This is a genomic window from Providencia sp. PROV261 (assembly GCF_028477945.1).
GTDB lineage: Bacteria > Pseudomonadota > Gammaproteobacteria > Enterobacterales > Enterobacteriaceae > Providencia > Providencia stuartii.
This window is the reverse complement of record NZ_JAMPMC010000010.1, coordinates 235311-254278: the sequence shown is the minus strand read 5'-3', so window position 1 is coordinate 254278 and position 18968 is coordinate 235311. Positions and strand designations below refer to the sequence as shown.

Below are 18968 nucleotides of genomic sequence, written 5' to 3'. Positions count from 1 at the left end.
TGTGAAAAAGATTTGGGGAACATTGATACGTATATTAACACTCAGTGCTGTGGTGTTTGCGCTGAGCGCTTGCTCATGGGGTAAGCGTGATGGGTTAGTATTCAATGATCAACAACGAGTGATTATGGAGCCTGCGGTTCTTGCGCAAGGTATCATTGTAGAGCAACCTGTAGTCAGCGTTGAGAACTATGCGACGGTGGCTAAGATCAATATGAGCAATAGCCAGCCAAATCCGATGACTGTCATGTACCGTCTCTATTGGTACGACGATAAAGGATTGAAAATCGCAACAACCCATGATTTGCAGCAGATGATACCTGCAAATTCAGTGATTAGTGTTAATGCTGAAAGTACATCATCACTCGCGCGTAATGTACGTGTTTATGTATTTTTACCGCAAATGCTTGGAGACAAATAATGAAACGGATCTTGTTCGTTGCAGCGGCAGCGATGATGCTGGCAGGATGTCCTTCTTTTCAGCAGGATAGGCCTAAAACGCCTCCGCCAGTTGTCCCTGTAGAGCCAACTGAACCCACTGAGCCTACAACTCCACCACCAATCGATAAGGTGCCTACACCACCTAAGCAAAAAACCACAGATTGGTCTGCAGCTGTCTCGCCTTTAGTCGGACAGATGACAGGGGCAAATGGTGTTGAGAGCGGCAAAGTTCTGTTGGTGGATTCAGTTAAAAACAATACGACAGGTTCATTTTCTGTACAAAATGTGACCTCAGCCATCGTAAAAGCGGTTGATGACAGTCATCGCTTTAAAGTCGTACCACAAGATGTGGTCAATGCCGCGCGTAGAACGTTAGGTTTATCGCAAGACGATAGCCTTGTTACACGCAGTAAAGCGATTGGCTTAGGGCGTTACGTACAAGCTGATTATGTATTGTATAGTGTGATTTCAGGCTCTAACGACCAACGCGATATCGAAATGCAGCTGATGGCAGTGCAAAGCGGTGAGATCCTTTGGTCAGGAAAAAACGATATTGAGCAATGACAGTGCATTATTGGCACTGCTGGCAGGTTGCTTCCCAAATATTAACGTTAAAACGTGGGAAGTAACCCCATTAGCAGGGCTTTCAGGGGGAACCTATCACTTACGGTCACATACTCTCAATCTGATTGCGCGTGCTCAAAGTCAGGCGCAAACGGCTCTATTCGTGAATAGACGTAAAGAGGCGCGGGTACTACATCAATTACAACACTTTGGTCAAGCGCCCAAAGTGTTAGCAAGAAATTCAGATTGGTTATTACTATCATGGTGTGATGGTCAGCAACCCAGTGATACTCAATTTTTAACACCAACATTTCAATCTTTATTAGCGGCAACAATTGCTAAATTACATACTCAACCCTTACTCACTTATCGTCTACAGCTTAGGCAAGAAATTGCCCATTACGGGTATTTAGTTGATCCAAAACGCCAAGGGCCTCGGTGGCATCGATGGCACCAACATTTTTTATCCGCACCTATGCCAAGGGTTCTAAAGTTAGCCCCCGCCCATATGGATATTCATAAAGGCAATATTGTCTGTACTGAGAGTGGTCAACTGGCTTTATTGGATTGGGAGTATGCGGCAAATACCGATATTGGATTGTCATTGGAAACCTATTTTCAAGCGAACCAATTGAATACCACACAACGTGATTTTTTCTTATCAGAGTATTGCAATAAATACCATGCTTATGGCGATGTTGAACGCTTGGCTCACCAATGCCGGCTATGGACGCCATGGGTCAAATATATGATGTTAATGTGGTATGAAGTGCAATGGAACCAAAGTCAAAATAATGATTTTTTGTTACACTCAAGGTCATTAAGGCAATACTTTAGTTTGCCTAGTTAATTAAATTCGTATAACGCAAGTGCGAGCAAAAATCGTAAAACCGTTTTAAATAGTGAGGCATGTATGGGTCCGATAATGCTAGACGTTCAGGGCTATGAGCTGGACAGTGAAGAGCGTGAAATACTGGCACATCCGCTGGTGGGCGGGTTAATTTTATTTACCCGTAATTTTCATGATGCAGCACAATTAAGGGAGTTAGTTCGCCAAATTCGTGATGCATCCCGTCATCGCTTATTGATAGCGGTTGATCAGGAAGGCGGGCGAGTGCAACGTTTTCGTGATGGCTTTACGGCATTACCTTCCGCTCAAGCATTTGCAGCACTTAATAGCCAATCTGAAGGGGCAAAATTAGCGGAGGAAGCTGGTTGGTTAATGGCATCTGAAATGATTGCTATGGATATCGATATTAGTTTCGCGCCGGTGCTAGATCTTGGGCATCAAAGTATTGCGATTGGCGAGCGCTCGTTCCATGAAGATCCTGAAATTGCCATGATCATGGCGGAACGGTTTATTAAAGGTATGCGTAGTGCGGGGATGAAAACGACAGGGAAGCATTTTCCTGGGCATGGGGCAGTGAAAGCGGATTCTCATAAAGAAACCCCTCGTGATGACCGCGACCTTGAAACTATTCGTAAAAAAGATATGTCAATCTTCAGAGACTTTATTCAGCGCGATTTGCTTGATGCCGTGATGCCTGCACATGTCATTTATACACAAGCAGACGACCGCCCTGCAAGTGGCTCACCATTCTGGCTCAAATCGATTTTACGTGAGCAGTTGGGCTTCAATGGTGTGATCTTCTCTGATGATTTGTCGATGGAAGGGGCGGCTATCATGGGAAGCTATCCAGAGCGTGCAGCCGCTTCGTTGTCAGCCGGTTGTGATATGGTGTTGGTTTGCAACAACCGTGATGGTGCGGTGAGTGTATTAGATAACCTACCAAAGCAGCAAGGGAGCCTAGCTTCATCACTGTTCCATAGTGGTCGACAATATAGCTTGAAAGACTTACAAGGCGCACAACGCTGGCAAGAGAGCCACAATAAACTGGTAGAACTGCATCGTAAATGGCAAGAACAGCGTTAACTATTACAGGTCGTTAGTAAAAAAGCCGTAAACTGAACAGCCCCCAAAAGTTGGATGCTTTTAGTCTCACTTGAAGGGGCTTTTTCTATGGTAAAACAGTCCTTAAAACGTCAGTTTTAAATTACTTAAGCTTGAACGTTTTTGCGGCAAAAAGTTTAACTCGATTGTTAAACAGGGGAGTCGTGAATGAAGGTATCTATGATTATCACTATGAAAGATGCAAGGTTAAATGAAAAGGACTAAGCCCTGTTGAATACAGAACTCAGTGCTTGAAGACCGCTTAATTCACGGTCAATTTTATGGGAACGTTCAATTGGGGGAGGAGCCACAGGGGCAAGGCTATGCCGCTTTATCTCTATGTAATCGCCTTGTGGTGGCAATATCAAAAGCAAGACTGCGTAAATTCGGCGTATGATTAATCAATGCACGGTGAGTAGATGCTTGGCTGATAAAGACAAAACTTTCCCCCCAAGGCTGTTGATAATTATCACGGACAATAGGCCCACAACGATGTTTAAGTAAGCCTGCAAGTGGTAAATGGTCATCGCCTTTAGCTAACGTCTTATCAGCTAAATGGGCAAAATCTCGTTTTATCTCTTTGGCTTTCAGATACCAGCGATCACGCGCCCAGATTGCAGCGGTTAAAGCGGTATTGTTATCACTCAGATACCAAACCTGTGGAACAGACTGCTCATGAGGGCATACACCAGAAACCGCATGGTTAAATGTTTTCGCACTGTGTAAGTAACTTGCTAGATTATCGCGTACACGTTGGCATTGCTCTGAAACGATGGAGGTTTTGTATGGGCCGATACGTAACCGCTGCCAGCAGTCGGCATCATAGATATCAAACGGTTCAATGGCTTTGCTATGATGATCGATAACGGTTGGATTAGCAGGAAGTAACTGGTAAGCACTCGGGTATCCGGCAATATCATCGGGAGAAAAGCCATAAAAATAGCGACTACCGGCGTAATAGCCAGTTTCCATCATTGACCACGCATGAAACGTTCCTTCCCATGGCGGGCCGAAAGCATACCATTTGGCAATAAGCTGCCGATTCTCTTCACTGGTTTGACGCAACCAGTAGCGTACAGCCAAATTAGATGCCGATTGCGCAATGATAATACATTTTTGTTTGTCACCAAAAAGGGTCTTTATGCGGTTAATCTCGGCATCTAATATTGTAACAAGCTCTCGGTGATCCGCTCGCCAATCATGGGCTAAAAAGAAGAGGTCTTGGCCTTCTCGATAACCTAAACCAACGTGCAAAACATCTTTCAGCTCCTGTGTGACCAATGTTGTGATGAGCTTAGGAACAATCGTGAATTCATGCAGTTGCTCTGTGGCTAAGATATTACAAGGGGTATCGGGAGAAGGAGCCTGATACTCATAATCGCTTTTCGTGAAAACGCCACGATAATCCCCCCAGATAAATGCTTGTTTGGATCTATCAAACAGTTTACTGCCTAAAATACCCGGTAGATAAATAATGGGTAAATTAGGGCTTTTATCATTGAGTTTGGCACGACGTAGCTGCGTGGCGATGGATTGTGTGCGTAGATATGACCATCCACGATTTAACGGCATATTATCGCCCCTTTAACGGTATAAAAGTCACCGGCACATTTTCACTACCAAGGTGGGTTTTCTCTGCTTCCGTGACAGGAAAATGGGCACGGTCATAAACTTCAAATAGTTGGCAAGGTTCATTTAAATGATGATAGAGGCGAATACCTTCCGCGCTAGGGTTACTTTTAGAAAGCATAAAACGACCGCAGTTATTCATATTGATATCGCTAACAGGAGTGCCGTCTTTTGAGACAAATTGGTAATAAATATCCGATTCATGCTGTTGCTCAATATGGCAGGCTTGAACTGGGCCGCGGAACATGTGGGTAATACAATGTAACCCATCTGGTATGCTCAAGACTGTTTTATCGGTGTTCGCATCTTCCCATGGTAAAATAATTGGAGGATGGAAATGACAACGAGGGCAATAGCCTTTATCCATATAAGGTTCTGCAATGAGTCCACTACGTTTCACTAACAGTGTTTGGCATTCAGGGCAGTAGGTATTGGCGCTTTGCGTATCGAATACATTACCGACATAAACATAACGCATTCCATCATTGAGCGCTTGCAAACGTGCTTGTTCAAGGAGTGGGATAGCGGTGCGCTCGACATGAGTATATTGGTAGTCGGGATGAAAACGTACATAGTGTAGCGGGATTTCAGCATCAAGATGGGTTAGCATCCAATCAGAGACTTTTTTAGCCTCTTCTAATGTGTCATTGCGGCCTGTCACACACAGATTGGAGATTTCTAAATGTGGGTAATTACCTGATTTTCGAGCATCATAAACTTGTTTGATCCCATCAAGGATAGGTTGAAGGCGACCACCGGTGTGTTTGCGATAAAAGCTATCCTGCATTGATTTTAATGAAATACTAAAAATATCCATGACGGTGAGTAATTCATCAATCCCTTTTTCACTGATATAAAATGCGCTTTTATAGAGATTTTTTAAGCCTTTTTCACGTGCCAGTTTCGCGGTATCCATGACAAACTCGTGCCAAACAACCGGATCGTTATAAGTCCAAGAAAGAACACGAATATTGTGTTTTAAGGCATAATTCACCACATCTTCAGGGCGATAATATGCCACATGGCTGTCTTGAACATAGCGGGCTTGACTCGTTGTCCAGTTTTGGCAAAAGTCACAACGCAGCATACAACCAATATTGCCTAAAGAAAGAATGCGTTCACCGGGAGCGTAATGATAAACGGCTTCGGTTTCAATGGACTCTTGTGTCATAGGAACGGATTTGCCGTAGTTAAGCGTCACTAGGCGACCATTTTCATTGCGACGGACTTTACAAGTCCCGACTCGACCTAGGTTAATTTTACAGGCTCGAGGGCATAATTCACATTGAATACGTGAATTAGAAATCGGGTGCCAAAGGCGAGCAGGATGACTAGTTTGCTGCCATTGCTTCAAGATTGCCATTGATCTAAATCCTCACTCATTATTATTTTGCTTATTTGCCAGTCTTGTCGTTTTTCTTTTACCTGCTTGCCAATCGTTAAGTGTTTTCCTTAGTTGCCAAAAAAATGGGGAGCCTTTTGCCGGTGTATTGATTAAATACACACATTCCCCTCGATTTGCTAAATTTGAGATTAGTTTGAATCCAGGACCAAAGGTATAGGGTTTAGTCTTAATAGACTTATTTTTACCCGCTTGGGATTGCGTCAGAAAATCGGCATTTTGTCGTGTGGCATGGACTGTTTCGCGATTACCGCCTTGATAAGGAAAACGACCTGTTAACAGCTTATTGAGCCATATTGGTTTTTTGATGCTGTGTTGAAACTCAACTTGGGGGTGGGCCATTTTTTGGCTAGCGACTAACGCAGTGGCATAACATTCACGGATAAGATCAGGCAAAGCATCGGCTTCATGCTGCCAATCCTCAATATGGTGTTGCAGGATATTGAGAATGCTCCAGCGGCAACTTGGCCAAAAATCGGTATATAGCGTTCTGGAACCTCGTTTGAGTACTTTGCCAAGTAATTTATCGGTTAAATGTTGGAACCATACATCAAGTAAGCGCGAAGCTTGGATATTCTCTGTGTTACCATCCCACTGCGATAACATCTTGTCTTCAGGGACGAAAGGTAATAAAAAATGTTTTGCCTGCTGGGCAAAATAATCTGTTTTATCATCCTGAATAGCGGTCAATGTTTCGGTGGTGTGTTGGTCGGTGTGTTGGATCAACGCCTCGATACGCCGTGAACGGCTAGGGGGATGCCAGCGATTAGATAAAGCCACTTTTCCCGTAAACAGTGACTCACTATATTGATTGGCATAAAGAGTATAGCCTCGTTCAGGATTATGTTCGCAAGGTAATTCATCAAAAGGCACATAACCCAACCACTGGTGCTGTGGCTCTGTTAGGTTTAGTACCAAGCTACCGATTTGTTGATGACGCTTTGGAATATATCCCATGGTTTGCAGACCAATATCCCCATGAATATCAGCATAGCCAACCATCATTGGTGAGTTTTTTACATGCTTAAGGGCATCTCTAAATGAAGGCCAATCTTGGCATTTGGCGAGCTGATAAAAGGTAATGTCACCACTTGGGTCATCTAGTGCAGGCCAACGTAAAAACATACCGTAGCCATTTTTTTCTGACACTAACCGCCCTTGAGCAAAGCTATAAGTTGTGAAACTGTGTGATTTACCATTTTTCAGTTTGATTTCATGGATATTTTTAGTTAAAGGCAGATTCCCTGATGCCGTTTCAACCTGCTCATTTTCAAGGTCGAGCTTACCCCAAAATAAGTCTTGGTTATCCGCCATGATACCAACCATTCCCCATGCAGCATGGTTATTACGACCGACGATAATGCCAGGAGAGCCTGGAAAATGAGAGCCGACGACATTGAGTCCTTCATCACTTTCAAGGCGGCAAAGTAGATTAAAATTAGGATTCACATGCCCCATATGAGGGTCGGTAGCCAATAGCGGTTTTCCTGATTGGGTTAATGACCCACTGATGGCAATGACATTCGAGCCCGTATCGGGTGAAGCTAGCCCTAAATACTGCAATCCTTTTAATCCATCTTTGAGTGCCTTAACCACTTCTTGGTGCCAATCCCCATTTTCATTTAGTGGTAGTGGGGGAATTTGATGGCCTTCATGGCTAAAGGTTGCCAATAACTGTTGATGCTGTTTTGGCGTCAATCGATTTGCTATGCGCGTGTGGAATAGTTCATATTGCCACGCGGAATTAATAAAATATTTCAGTTGTCCTAATAAATAACTGTCTGAGATTGAAAAAATTTCAGGACGATAGTGCAGTAATAAGCACTCGATGGGTAAGACTTTCATTTCACTAAGTGCTTGGTTGATACCGGCAGTATAAGCTTGAATATGTTGATATTGCATAGCCTGCCAAGAGTGAGTTGGTGCGGCACAATCAATGTTTGTCGCACGCTCAGCCAGCTCCACTAATCCTAATCGTCGCTGAAAAACATCGGTACGTAAGGCCCCATTTCCCATAATTTCAGATAAGCGACCACTGGCGACACGGCGGGATAAATCGAGTTGCCATAAACGTAGTTTAGCGGTGCCATAACCTTGACCAAAAAAAACTGCATTATCGCTATTCCCTTTAACGGAAAGTAATTGTGCTGATTCGAGGGATAGAGTGACGTGCCCCCATTGGCATGAGAGATGTTTGGTTTTCATGCTACATCCTTTTTAGCAGATGACAATTGAGTCGCGAGGTGTGATACGTATTCGATAAACTCTTCTTTTGGATAGCCTGCACTCCAACCTAATTGTTGTTGGGCCTTATAGGAAGAATAAGTGTAGGAACTGCCATCCATTATATGAAGCGCTTCGCAAGATAACGGCATTGTCAGCCCAAGGCTGGCGAGTTTATCCATTAACCAAGCAGGTATTTTCAGTGAAGAAACCTTTTTAGCAGGTAAAGAAGGTCTGCCACAAAAATGGCTTAACATCTGAAAAAGTTCGGGCATAGAGAAAGTCTCGCCAGCCAAGATATAGTTTTGGCGAACAATTTCCGGTGATAGTAGTGTGATGAGTCCATCACAAACATGTGACACATGACAAAGCTGAAATGTGCTTGTCGTTGCGATTTGAAAAGGGATTTTTCCAAGTAAAAAGGCGTTTACGGTCTGGGCTAATACGCTGTTATCACCTAAACCAAATACCCCACCACTGATGGCAATATTGATAGGAGCGCCTTGGCATTGCTGTCTTACAACCAATTCGTGTGCAATATGTTTTGTTTCTTCGTAATAACTACGAAAGATGCCATTGTGCCGGTGAGATTCATCAAGTAATGCGCCTTGGGTTTCGCCTAAAGCAGCGGTTGAGCTCATATAAACGATTTTTGAAATATCAGCATCTTGAGCCGCTGCTAACAGGTTTGAGGTGCCGATGACATTAGTTTGATACATATGCTGCCGTGCTTGGCGGGTTGGCGCTAAACCGACACGGTAATCCGCAGCAAGGTGGATCACGGCATCTTGCCCTGCCAATGCTTGTTTTAAGCTTTGAGGTTGCAAAATATCACCAATCACCACGTTCACCTTTTCAGGTAATTTAGGGCGATAGGGAATCACACGATTTTGTGGATTTCGAGATAATACAGTTAAATTATGACCTTGTTCAGCAAGCTTATGCAGCAGATGAGAGCCAATAAACCCAGTTCCACCAGTAATTAATAGGTTGCGGTTATTTATCGCCATTTTCTTCCTTACTGATAAAGTTAACGAGGGCAGATAGCATGAAAAAGCCATCATGCGGCGCATGAATAGGGCGCTGGTGCATGCGACCAATTGGGCAATAACGGGTAAAACTGTATTGTTGTAATGACAAAGAATCTAAATCGCCAAAATAACCAAGGGTCTGTAGGCGCCCAGGCCAAAGTGTTTGCGCTTGTTTTAGGCTATCTTCGATAGAAGCAACGACGAGTTGAAAGCCCTGAGTTAACCATGCTTGAGGGGCAAACTCTGTTTGATAAGTGACTCCCCAGCCTGTTTTTTCACTGTAAACACTCGGCTTATCGGGAGCGGATAGCGAATAAGTGAACCGATGTTCGCGAAATTGCGATATGCCTTGTAAGCGTAGGTTGTCAGACAAAATGGGAAGGTGATCAAGTGTGGTTATCAGTTGATGATAAAGCGCTTCTGCCGCTAAGGGGTTATCCAACAAAATGAATCGAGGTGAGCTACAGACTTGTTGATGAAAAAGGGCGATATCGTACAAAATCAATTCAATTGCAGGAAGTTGCTTGCCAATGATTGCCATGCCACTGATTTTTGGCCCTAGTTCGACCAATTTGATATGTGGCGGTGTGATTTGGCGATAGTGTTGGATTAATGCCTCGCCCCCTGCGAGTAAGACCGTATCGACGCCAGAGAGTATCTGCTGATCATTTTGTAAATGACTTTGCCAATCAATGATTTCACACTCCTCATCATCAAGTGACAGAATGCGTTTAACCTGTTGCAAATAATTGATTGATATGCGGGCTTTCAGGCGAATTTTACTGCCAATAAGGTAAGCGGCACATAGCGCTTCTAGTGTACCTAATGGATCTTTTTCAGAAACAATAATCAGCAAACGCTTCGGTGCATGCCAATATTTTCCACCTAATTCACGATGGATCTTTTGTTCCAATAACTGATTTTCAGTCAGACGCTCCAAACGCGATAAACAAAATTGTTGCGTATTTTCATCTTCCGAAAACGACCAATTAGCTTCACGCAAAGTTGTTAGGCACAGTTTGATTTTATTTACACGCGTTTGTAGTGAGTTTTTCATTTTACTTGTGCCGCACAGGTGCCCTCTGGGGTAGATGCTCGTCCTAGATAGCGCAGGAAGGGTAGCGGTTGACCACAGGCACAATTATTGCCCCAACAACCCAGATCTTGCGTTAATAAGCGATGTGAAGGTATTGAGGCAAACAGAGGGCTTTCAAGTACAATGAGTCCATTTTTATTTTCTGGTGCATGGCTCCCATCTTCAGCCATGATTGAAAAACGTGAATAAGCAGGGAGATGAAAATGACCTTCAGGACAACTAATGTAGTGAAGAGGATGTTCAGTCATACCATAAATATCGCGAATATCGACGCTAGGCGCTTGTAAAACGTGTTGCAAACCTTGAATAATCTCAGGGCGTTCAAGTTGTTTTGTCATCCCTTTCCAACCACCGCCGGTTAAGCCTTTTATCGGTGATTTCAAGGTAAATGGTTCAGGGCGTTTTAGGCATAAAAATTCAAAAAACAGTGTTAAGCCTAAAATATAGATAGGGGCAGGATCATTAGCCCAGCGTTTGAGTGTAGACCACGCTAACTCACTATCAAATTGACCTTGCTCTGACACAGTAAAAACAAGCTCTTGTATTGGGGCACATTGGGTGAACTTTAAAAAGGCAGTGGCATAACCTGCATGCTCACCTGTGGCGGGATCAGGAGATAACATTAAAAAGCGAGAAGGTGTGGTTGAAATCAAATGATTATGCAAAAAAATTTGCACCATAGCCGTTTCAATACGTTTTAAACTGAGATTGTCAAAGAAAACGCGTGTTTTCCCATGTTGCCCAGTACCTGAACTATTTAACCATATACCATCAAGCTGGGTATTTGTCGCCAAATCCATGGTTTTAAACAAATTAATAGGGATCAGAGGGTTGGCTTCTGTTTCCCATAACTTTGCATAATTAACATTACGGTTTAAATGCCAGGTATCAGCTTGTTTCATTGCGGCTGAAAATAACGCATCATCAATACTTTCTGGCGCATAGGGTTGCGGGTTATTGATAAGTAAATCAATAGGATTGCTTGTGTTCTCAGACATTTTTTTCACTTATATCAGAATGCTTAGTTATTATTAAGTTTTATTATATGACCTAACTAAAGGTAAATATTCTGAATCAAGCGTTGCAGTTATCACTTTAGGAGAATTTTAAGTTTGAAAAGTTATCATGAAAGCCGTTTTGTTAGTGGTATTTATAGCGGATTGGGGAAATATTAATCGTTGGTAAATAGAAAGTGTCACTTAATTTAGTTGTGTTATTGATTTATTTAAGTGATCAAGCAGTATAAAAAGTTAATGGGGATGACATAGCGTGCTTTTAAGTGCGAAGAGGTAAAGTGATATCTCTTCGCTACAATGTCTCACTTATCGTTTTTTTGCTTTTTATAGGCGATAAATGCTTTATATAAAGGGATTAAACATAGCAATAAAGTTGCATATTTAATGACGGTGATCGTCATATGTAACATCCAAATATTGAGGTTTTCCAAGAAGGTTGGATTTAGGCGAATGAGTAAGATGAGTAGCAAACTAAACAGTAGAGTAACGATGTAGGTGATGACAAGTGAAAATGAAAAAAGAATAAATAAATCAATTCGTTGAATATTATTTTGTTTTTTATATTTAAATAAATTAACACAAAACTCCCAGCGTTTGTTCCGTCTCGCCACTTCATTAATAACGGTCACGTATAATGAAAGAAATATTATCGTTATTTTAGTTATTAAAAAATAACCACTGGACAGCTCAAAAGGCAAAGAGGAAAAGATAAGATAGAGTGTAACAAGATGATAGATACAAATAATGCTCGATACAATGCTAGTAATGATTTGATATAAAATAAATTTCATTAATTATGCCTTTCAACAAGAACGATGTCGTTTACCGCCGAAATGATAAAAACCGAGAGATTTATCAGAGAAGCTAGCCAAAAATAGCCAAATGATGATCTCTAATATGGGTTGTTTTCTCTACAAAATTTACACTATTCCGCTTTTTTTGTAAGCCCTTAGTGAACAATAAGCTGTCATGGCCCCCTTAAGTCCACATATATTGACTACCAATAACAACTGATTCTCATTATCAAATAGATTGGAAATTGGCTCAAATATTGATTAATATCAATCTATGCAAGCTGACTCGTTTCATTTTGCTAACGAATCACACTTTTTTGTGATCGCTGTCATATTAATCAATTAATTTGATATACATCAATATTTGGTATGACCAAATGACCAAGCATGTTATCCTCAACAAACTTTTGGTCTTATAAGTGGTGATTAATGTTATTTAAGTTTTTTATTTCGAATAAGGCTTAAATAACATTAATTTATTTTGCAATGAGGGAAATATGGCCTTTTCTCAACCAAAAATTGTGATTGTCGGTGGTGGTGCTGGCGGCTTAGAGCTAGCAACACGACTAGGTCGTAAATTAGGGCGTAAAAAACGTGCAGAAATCACTTTAGTGGATCGTAATCCAAGTCATTTATGGAAACCTCTGTTACATGAAGTAGCAACAGGCTCTTTAGATGATGGTGTGGATGCCTTGAGCTATCTTGCCCATGCTCGTCACAACGCATTTAACTTCCAATTAGGCTCTTTGACACAAATCGACCGTGACAATAAAAAGATCATTTTGGGTGAATTACGGGATAAAAACGCAGAGTTATTGGTTCCTGAGCGTGAAATTGATTATGACATTTTAGTCATGGCACTAGGTAGTACTTCAAATGATTTTGGTACGCCGGGTGTTAAAGAGCATTGTATTTTCTTAGATAATCCGCAACAAGCCCATCGATTCCACGATGAAATGCTTAATCTATTTTTACGTTATTCTGTTCGCGACAATGCAGAAGAGAAAGTGAATATTGCGATTGTTGGAGCTGGAGCTACAGGTGTTGAGTTGTCGGCTGAGTTGTATAACGCGGTAGAGCAGCTAACCAGTTATGGATTTAAAGGATTAGATACTGACGCGTTAAATGTGACATTAGTCGAAGCCGGTGAACGTATTCTGCCTGCATTACCACCACGTATTTCTGCGGCAGCACATCAAGAGTTAAATAAGTTAGGTGTAAAAGTGCTAACTAAAACGATGGTGACCAGCGCTGATGACGATGGCTTGAATACAAAAGAGGGTGAGAAAATTCGTGCTGACTTAATGGTATGGGCAGCCGGTATCAAGGCACCTGATTTTATGAAAGAGATTGCGGGGTTAGAAACGAATCGTATCAATCAGTTGGTCGTTAAGTCGACATTACAGACAACCCGCGATGATACCATTTTTGCGATTGGTGACTGTGCCTCATGCGCTAAGCCTGACGGTGGTTTTGTGCCACCTAGAGCGCAATCTGCACACCAAATGGCGAGCCGCTGTTATGATAATATTTTGGCGATGATAAAAGATAAGCCACTAAAAGATTATATCTATAAAGACCATGGCTCTTTAGTCTCTTTATCGCGTTTTAGTACCGTGGGTAGCTTAATGGGTAACTTGATGCGTGGGGATATGATGGTGGAAGGGCGTATTGCACGTTTTGTGTATATCTCATTGTATCGAATGCACCAAATTGCGCTTCATGGCTATGTGAAAACAGGGTTAATGATGTTAGTCGGAAGTATTAACCGCATTATTCGTCCGAAATTAAAACTTCACTAACGTTTTAGTCAGTCGCAATAAATAGGAAAAATCCTCGTTTTTCATTAAACGGGGATTTTTTATAAGTATTTTTAAATATAAACTTTAATCAATTGATTGATTATTTATGAATAAACTATTTTGAGCGAACCCCAACGATTAAATACATTATAGGAGGTACACTATAAAGATGCCTGATATGAAGCGGCATTAATTTAAATATGCCATTTTAATTAAATTCTGGATTAGCTTATAAGCTAATATACTTATTATTGGCAGTTGCTACCTTCTATTATGTGGAATTTTTGTTTTATATAAAATTATAAAAGTATCCGTTGAGTCATGCGAGTATCAACCTCATAGTGTCACCTAAAACCGCTCTCAATGGGCGTTACCGTTAGGTAAGTAGAAATGGGGTGAAATCATGTTAAAGCTGTAGGTAAGAAAAGGTAATATAAAAAATGCTAGTCATGTTCTCTGGTGAAAATTAAAAAGGTCGTTTGCATTCATTGAATGAGAAATAAAAAAATAAAGGGGGAAATTGATAGAAATTAATAAAAAGATATCTTCGTGTTATTACTTAAAATAAGTGTAAAAAAGACTTTTTTATAATTATAATTACCAAAAATTGATCGTAATCAATATGTGAAAATAGATTAAAATTTAATTTATTGACTTAACAACCAACAGGAGTAAGTTAAATTTTTATTGACTTGTTCTTGATTAAGAAAACTCTAAATCTTTTGATTGTTTTGCCAGTAACTATCGAATTATTAAAGCGAAAAGTTACAATGGGACTATTCACTAACATTGTCATTAATAAGGGCAGCCTATGAAGCTAACATATAAGGTGTTATTAGCAGCAATAGTTATTTGCCTTATTATTATTGTATCAATAACTTCGCTGCGTTTCTCCAAGGATGAAAGTCGGTTGGCGACGGTAATTTCGATAGAGCCAATAAAATCGCATCGGCTGATTGAACAGGAGAATTGTTCAGTTATGGGGATATTTGATGGATTTAATCAGGAATATCTATCGCGCTATCACCCAGCTCAAAGTGAATGTAAGATGGTATTTATGATTGAGGCACTCCAAAAGGACTCCTTATCATCACTACTTGAACGTGACAATCGTAAATGCATAGTAACAGAAAAAGTAGAACAAATTATTGTGGGTTATGATGTGGTATACCGTATTGGTAATACCCTAGGCAAAGTACGCACCGTTTATGATCCAGGGCTATTTATCCCCCTTGATGAAAATGGGCGATTAGATTTAAGTACCTCTAGTAGTCAACTTTGTAAAGCGGCACGTAACCAGACTGATGCATTAGTGCCGTTTTATTGCGTCAAACTTGATGAAGCTAGCCGAAACTCGCTGAATATGAATAATGCCGTAGAGATTTATGCGGGAAAAAACACCTACGCTTATTTTGAATAAAAATGAGCGGAAAAGCCCCAGTGACATTATTATGTGGCTGGGGCTTTTCATTTGTTCTAACGCATCATAGATTATGCTTCTAGTAAGTTATCCGCACAGTCACGCAACAACTGTTTGATAAACTCAATGCGTGTCACGCGCTCGCTGAGGTCATGCACAAATTTCAACCTTACAGGACCATCGAGGCGGAAGGTTTTCGGTTGATTTTGTAATAGACTGATTAAGAAGTTTGGCGAGACTTTATGTTTTTCACCAAATTCAATAAATCCACCTTGCTCATGAGCTTCAATTCGCTTGATACCTAATTTTTCCGCTTCGAGCCTGATAGCGGCGCTGGCAAGTAAGAAACGTCCAGCATCGGGTAATGTGCCAAAACGGTCAACCAGCTCAGTACGAAGATCATTTAACTCATCTTCATTATGAGCACTGGCGATACGCTTATAGAACGATAAACGAATATTAACATCATGAATGTAATCGTCGGGAAGCAGCACGGGCATGCGCAGTTCAACTTCTGTTTGCTGATTAACTAAGTCCTCTAATGAAGGCTCACGCCCATCTTTTAATGCCTCTACCGCGCTTTCCAGTAACTCCATATACAGCGTAAATCCGATCGTCGTCATCTGCCCGCTTTGATCTTCACCGAGCAATTCTCCTGCACCCCGAATTTCCAAATCATGAGTGGCAAGGGCAAATCCCGCACCAAGATCTTCAAGGGAAGAGATAGCTTCTAAACGTTTATGTGCGTCAGCAGTCATCGCTTTTGGATGTGGCGTTAATAAATAGGCATAGGCTTGATGATGAGAGCGGCCTACACGACCTCGTAGCTGGTGTAGCTGCGCTAAGCCAAAATGGTCTGCACGTTCAATAATGATGGTATTCGCTGTTGGAATATCGATACCCGTTTCAATGATGGTCGTACAAATCAGGACATTGAAGCGTTGATGGTGGAAATCGGTCATCACACGCTCCAGTTCGCGCTCACGCATTTGCCCATGACCGACCACAAAGCGCGCTTCTGGTACTAATTCTTCCAGACGTTTTTTGGCTTTTTCAATATTTTCAACATCGTTGTAGAGATAATAAACTTGGCCTCCACGTAATGTTTCACGCAAAATGGCTTCACGAACCACAAGGTCATCATATTGGCGTACAAAGGTTTTCACGGCTAAACGGCGAGCAGGAGGCGTTGCGATAATCGACAGATCCCGCATGCCACTCATGGCCATATTGAGTGTACGAGGGATAGGGGTTGCGGTGAGCGTTAAAATATCCACATCCGCACGCATAGCCTTAATACGCTCTTTATGACGGACACCAAAACGGTGCTCTTCATCGACCACGAGCAACCCTAAGTCATGCCACACTAAGTCACTTTGCAGTAACTTGTGGGTACCAATCAAAATATCGACTTTCCCTTGAGCGGTTTCTTCGAGTATCTGTTGCTGCTCTTTGGCGGTTTTGAAACGAGAGAGCATTTCAATTCTTACCGGCCAATTTGCGAAACGGTCACGGAAATTATCGAAATGTTGTTGAGCCAGCAAAGTGGTAGGCACAAGCACCGCAACCTGTTTATTATTATTGATGGCTAAGAAAGCTGCTCTCATAGCGACTTCGGTTTTACCGAAACCGACATCACCGCACACAAGGCGATCCATTGCGATAGGTTGACACATATCGCTAAGCACGGCATTAATTGCCTGCTCTTGATCGGGGGTCGTTTCAAAAGGGAAGCCTTGACAAAACTCTTGGTACTGCTCTTTGTCATGTTTAAAGGCAAAGCCGGGTTTGGCGGCTCGCTGAGCATAGATATCAAGTAGTTCAGCCGCGACATCACGGACTTTTTCTGCGGCTTTATGTCGCGCTTTCCCCCAACTATCGCTACCAAGGCGGTGTAGCGGGGCATTTTCATCTGCACCACCGGAGTAACGGCTGATAAGATGCAAGGATGAGACAGGAACATATAGCTTGTCGTTACCCGCATAGGTCAAAATCAAATATTCCGCTTTAATTCCACCTGCTTCAAGTGTTGTTAATCCTTGGTAACGACCCACTCCGTGCTCAATATGAACAACTGGCTGCCCAGGACGTAGTTCGGCTAAGTTACGGATCAGCGTATCAGTATTGATAGTTCGGCGGTTATCTGTGCGGCGACGAACAACACGTTCCCCTAATAAATCACTTTCACATATCAACGCACGGTGTTGTACTGATTGAATAAAACCGTGTTCAGCAGCCCCGATCATGATGGCAAAACGGTTGCTTACTGGGCTGGAGTAGTGACTAATAGTCTCAGGGCGAATTTTGATCCTTCCCAGTAACTCAGTGACTGTCTCGCGCCGGCCTTCACTTTCAACAGAGAAAATGACGGTGCCATCAAAATGTTCAACAAATTGACGCAATTTTTCAAGCGGCTGTTTACTTTGCCCTTGTGTACCGATATCTGGCAACGGTAGGTAATCTAAATTAGTGTTAGCTGCCTTATCGGCTAATTTTTCAACAGACAGCTGTACTCGCGGCCATTTTTTTAATGCCTGATTGAGTTGCTCGACGGTCAGCCATAAATCTGTCGGTGGCAACAAGGGGCGCATCGGGTCAACACCGCGGCTTTCGAAACGTTGTTGGGTATCACTTTGGAAACGTTCGGCAGCTTCTTGATAATGCTGTGAGATAAACAGCGTATTTGTTGGTAGATAGTCAAATAGCGATGGCAAAGGTTGACTAAAAAAGAGCGGTTGCCAGTATTCAATCCCTGTGGGAAGTGTTTTTTTGCTGACTTGTTGATAGATATGTTCAGGGTCGCGCCTGACTTCGAATCGTTCACGCCACTGGCTACGGAAGCGTTCGATGGCATCTTTGTCTGTTGGAAACTCGTGTGCAGGCAACAGGTTGATGCTCTCAACTTCTTCAAGCGTTCTTTGGCTATCGACATCAAAGGTACGCAGACTATCAATTTCGTCATCAAAGAAATCAATTCGGTAAGGGAGTGCGCTCCCCATTGGGTACAGGTCTAATAATGCGCCACGTGTAGCGTATTCCCCGTGTTCCAAAACTTGTTCAACATGGCGATAGCCTGCCTTATCTAGCTCGTCGCGCAAGTTATCGCGCGAAAGTTTGTCACCTTTAGCCATCACAAGTGCATGGCTAGCCAGAAATTCAGATGGGCAAACCTTCTGCATTAAGGTGTTGACCGGAAGGATCAAAACCCCTTTTTGCATAGTAGGTAAGCGATACAGTGTTGATAAACGGTGTGAAATAATTTCTTGATGTGGTGAAAAGTTATCGTAAGGCAAGGTTTCCCAGTCGGACAATGTTTCAATTGGCAGTTGCGTAAACTGTTGAATTTCATCGCGGAGACGTAAGGTGTTTTGCATGTCTCTTGTGATAATGACCACAGGCCCTTGATGACGCTCTATCATCTCTGCACATTCAAGTGCACCCGCGGCCCCAATCAAGCATCCAAGATGACGGACATCACCACCGCGTGTAGGAAGTTCATAACGAAATTTTGAAGACATAAAAATATTCGGTTTCTCAAAGCATAATGGCTAAACGACCTGTTTTACCCCGTACAATTGTCTGAAAGTAAGACAAACAGGCCG

At 42.1% G+C, this 18968-nt stretch carries 13 protein-coding genes; 6 read left to right on the top strand and 7 right to left on the bottom strand.

Translation table 11 applies throughout. From position 1 onward, the window contains the following. The first annotated feature begins 1 nt into the window (after position 1). The 4 genes from PR675_RS07080 (at position 2) to nagZ (ending at position 2935) form a co-directional block, all read left to right on the top strand. Complete coding sequence (locus PR675_RS07080; RefSeq protein ID WP_014656171.1) at positions 2-418, top strand: YcfL family protein; 417 nt, start codon at positions 2-4, stop codon at positions 416-418. Continuing rightward, positions 418-1002 (top strand): penicillin-binding protein activator LpoB, encoded by a 585-nt coding sequence (lpoB, locus tag PR675_RS07075; protein WP_004920821.1) that lies wholly within the window; start codon positions 418-420, stop codon positions 1000-1002. Before PR675_RS07080 ends, lpoB begins: the two co-directional genes overlap by 1 nt. Then, positions 992-1852, top strand: a complete 861-nt coding sequence (locus PR675_RS07070) for a phosphotransferase (RefSeq protein ID WP_004920820.1) — start codon at positions 992-994, stop codon at positions 1850-1852. Before lpoB ends, PR675_RS07070 begins: the two co-directional genes overlap by 11 nt. A gap of 63 nt (positions 1853-1915) precedes the next feature. Next, complete coding sequence (gene nagZ, locus PR675_RS07065; protein WP_004920819.1) at positions 1916-2935, top strand: beta-N-acetylhexosaminidase; 1020 nt, start codon at positions 1916-1918, stop codon at positions 2933-2935. A 339-nt stretch (positions 2936-3274) separates the two neighbouring features. Here nagZ and PR675_RS07060 read toward each other — a convergent pair whose 3' ends face one another. The 6 genes from PR675_RS07060 to PR675_RS07035 are packed head-to-tail and all read right to left on the bottom strand — an operon-like array spanning position 3275 to position 11332. Then, complete coding sequence (locus PR675_RS07060) at positions 3275-4525, bottom strand: lipase/acyltransferase domain-containing protein (RefSeq protein WP_060561090.1); 1251 nt, start codon at positions 4523-4525, stop codon at positions 3275-3277. Between the two features lies 1 nt (position 4526). Beyond that, a complete protein-coding gene (gene amrS, locus PR675_RS07055) occupies positions 4527-5945 on the bottom strand; it encodes an AmmeMemoRadiSam system radical SAM enzyme (RefSeq protein ID WP_053109906.1) in 1419 nt (472 codons plus the stop codon). Between the two features lie 12 nt (positions 5946-5957). Then, positions 5958-8189, bottom strand: a complete 2232-nt coding sequence (locus tag PR675_RS07050; protein ID WP_060561089.1) for a penicillin acylase family protein — start codon at positions 8187-8189, stop codon at positions 5958-5960. Continuing rightward, the gene (locus tag PR675_RS07045; RefSeq protein ID WP_060561088.1) at positions 8186-9217 is read right to left on the bottom strand and encodes an NAD-dependent epimerase/dehydratase family protein; all 1032 of its coding nucleotides are present in this window, start codon (positions 9215-9217) and stop codon (positions 8186-8188) included. The genes PR675_RS07050 and PR675_RS07045 overlap by 4 nt, the downstream gene beginning before the upstream one ends. Beyond that, a complete protein-coding gene (locus PR675_RS07040; protein ID WP_004920814.1) occupies positions 9204-10295 on the bottom strand; it encodes an acyl-CoA reductase in 1092 nt (363 codons plus the stop codon). Before PR675_RS07040 ends, PR675_RS07045 begins: the two co-directional genes overlap by 14 nt. Then, a complete protein-coding gene (locus tag PR675_RS07035) occupies positions 10292-11332 on the bottom strand; it encodes a LuxE/PaaK family acyltransferase (RefSeq protein WP_004920813.1) in 1041 nt (346 codons plus the stop codon). Before PR675_RS07035 ends, PR675_RS07040 begins: the two co-directional genes overlap by 4 nt. Positions 11333-12641: 1309 nt before the next feature. Between PR675_RS07035 and PR675_RS07030 the strand changes: the two genes are divergently transcribed. Then, entirely contained in the window at positions 12642-13946 is a 1305-nt protein-coding gene (locus PR675_RS07030) for an NAD(P)/FAD-dependent oxidoreductase (protein ID WP_004920811.1), read from the top strand. Positions 13947-14757: 811 nt separating this feature from the next. After that, the gene (umoD, locus tag PR675_RS07025) at positions 14758-15366 is read left to right on the top strand and encodes a UmoD family flagellar biogenesis regulator (protein ID WP_004920810.1); all 609 of its coding nucleotides are present in this window, start codon (positions 14758-14760) and stop codon (positions 15364-15366) included. Positions 15367-15437: 71 nt separating this feature from the next. On the opposite strand, the gene mfd is transcribed toward umoD, so the two are convergent. Further along, positions 15438-18884, bottom strand: coding sequence for a transcription-repair coupling factor (gene mfd, locus PR675_RS07020; protein WP_004920809.1), 3447 nt, complete (start codon positions 18882-18884; stop codon positions 15438-15440). Positions 18885-18968 lie beyond the last annotated feature (84 nt).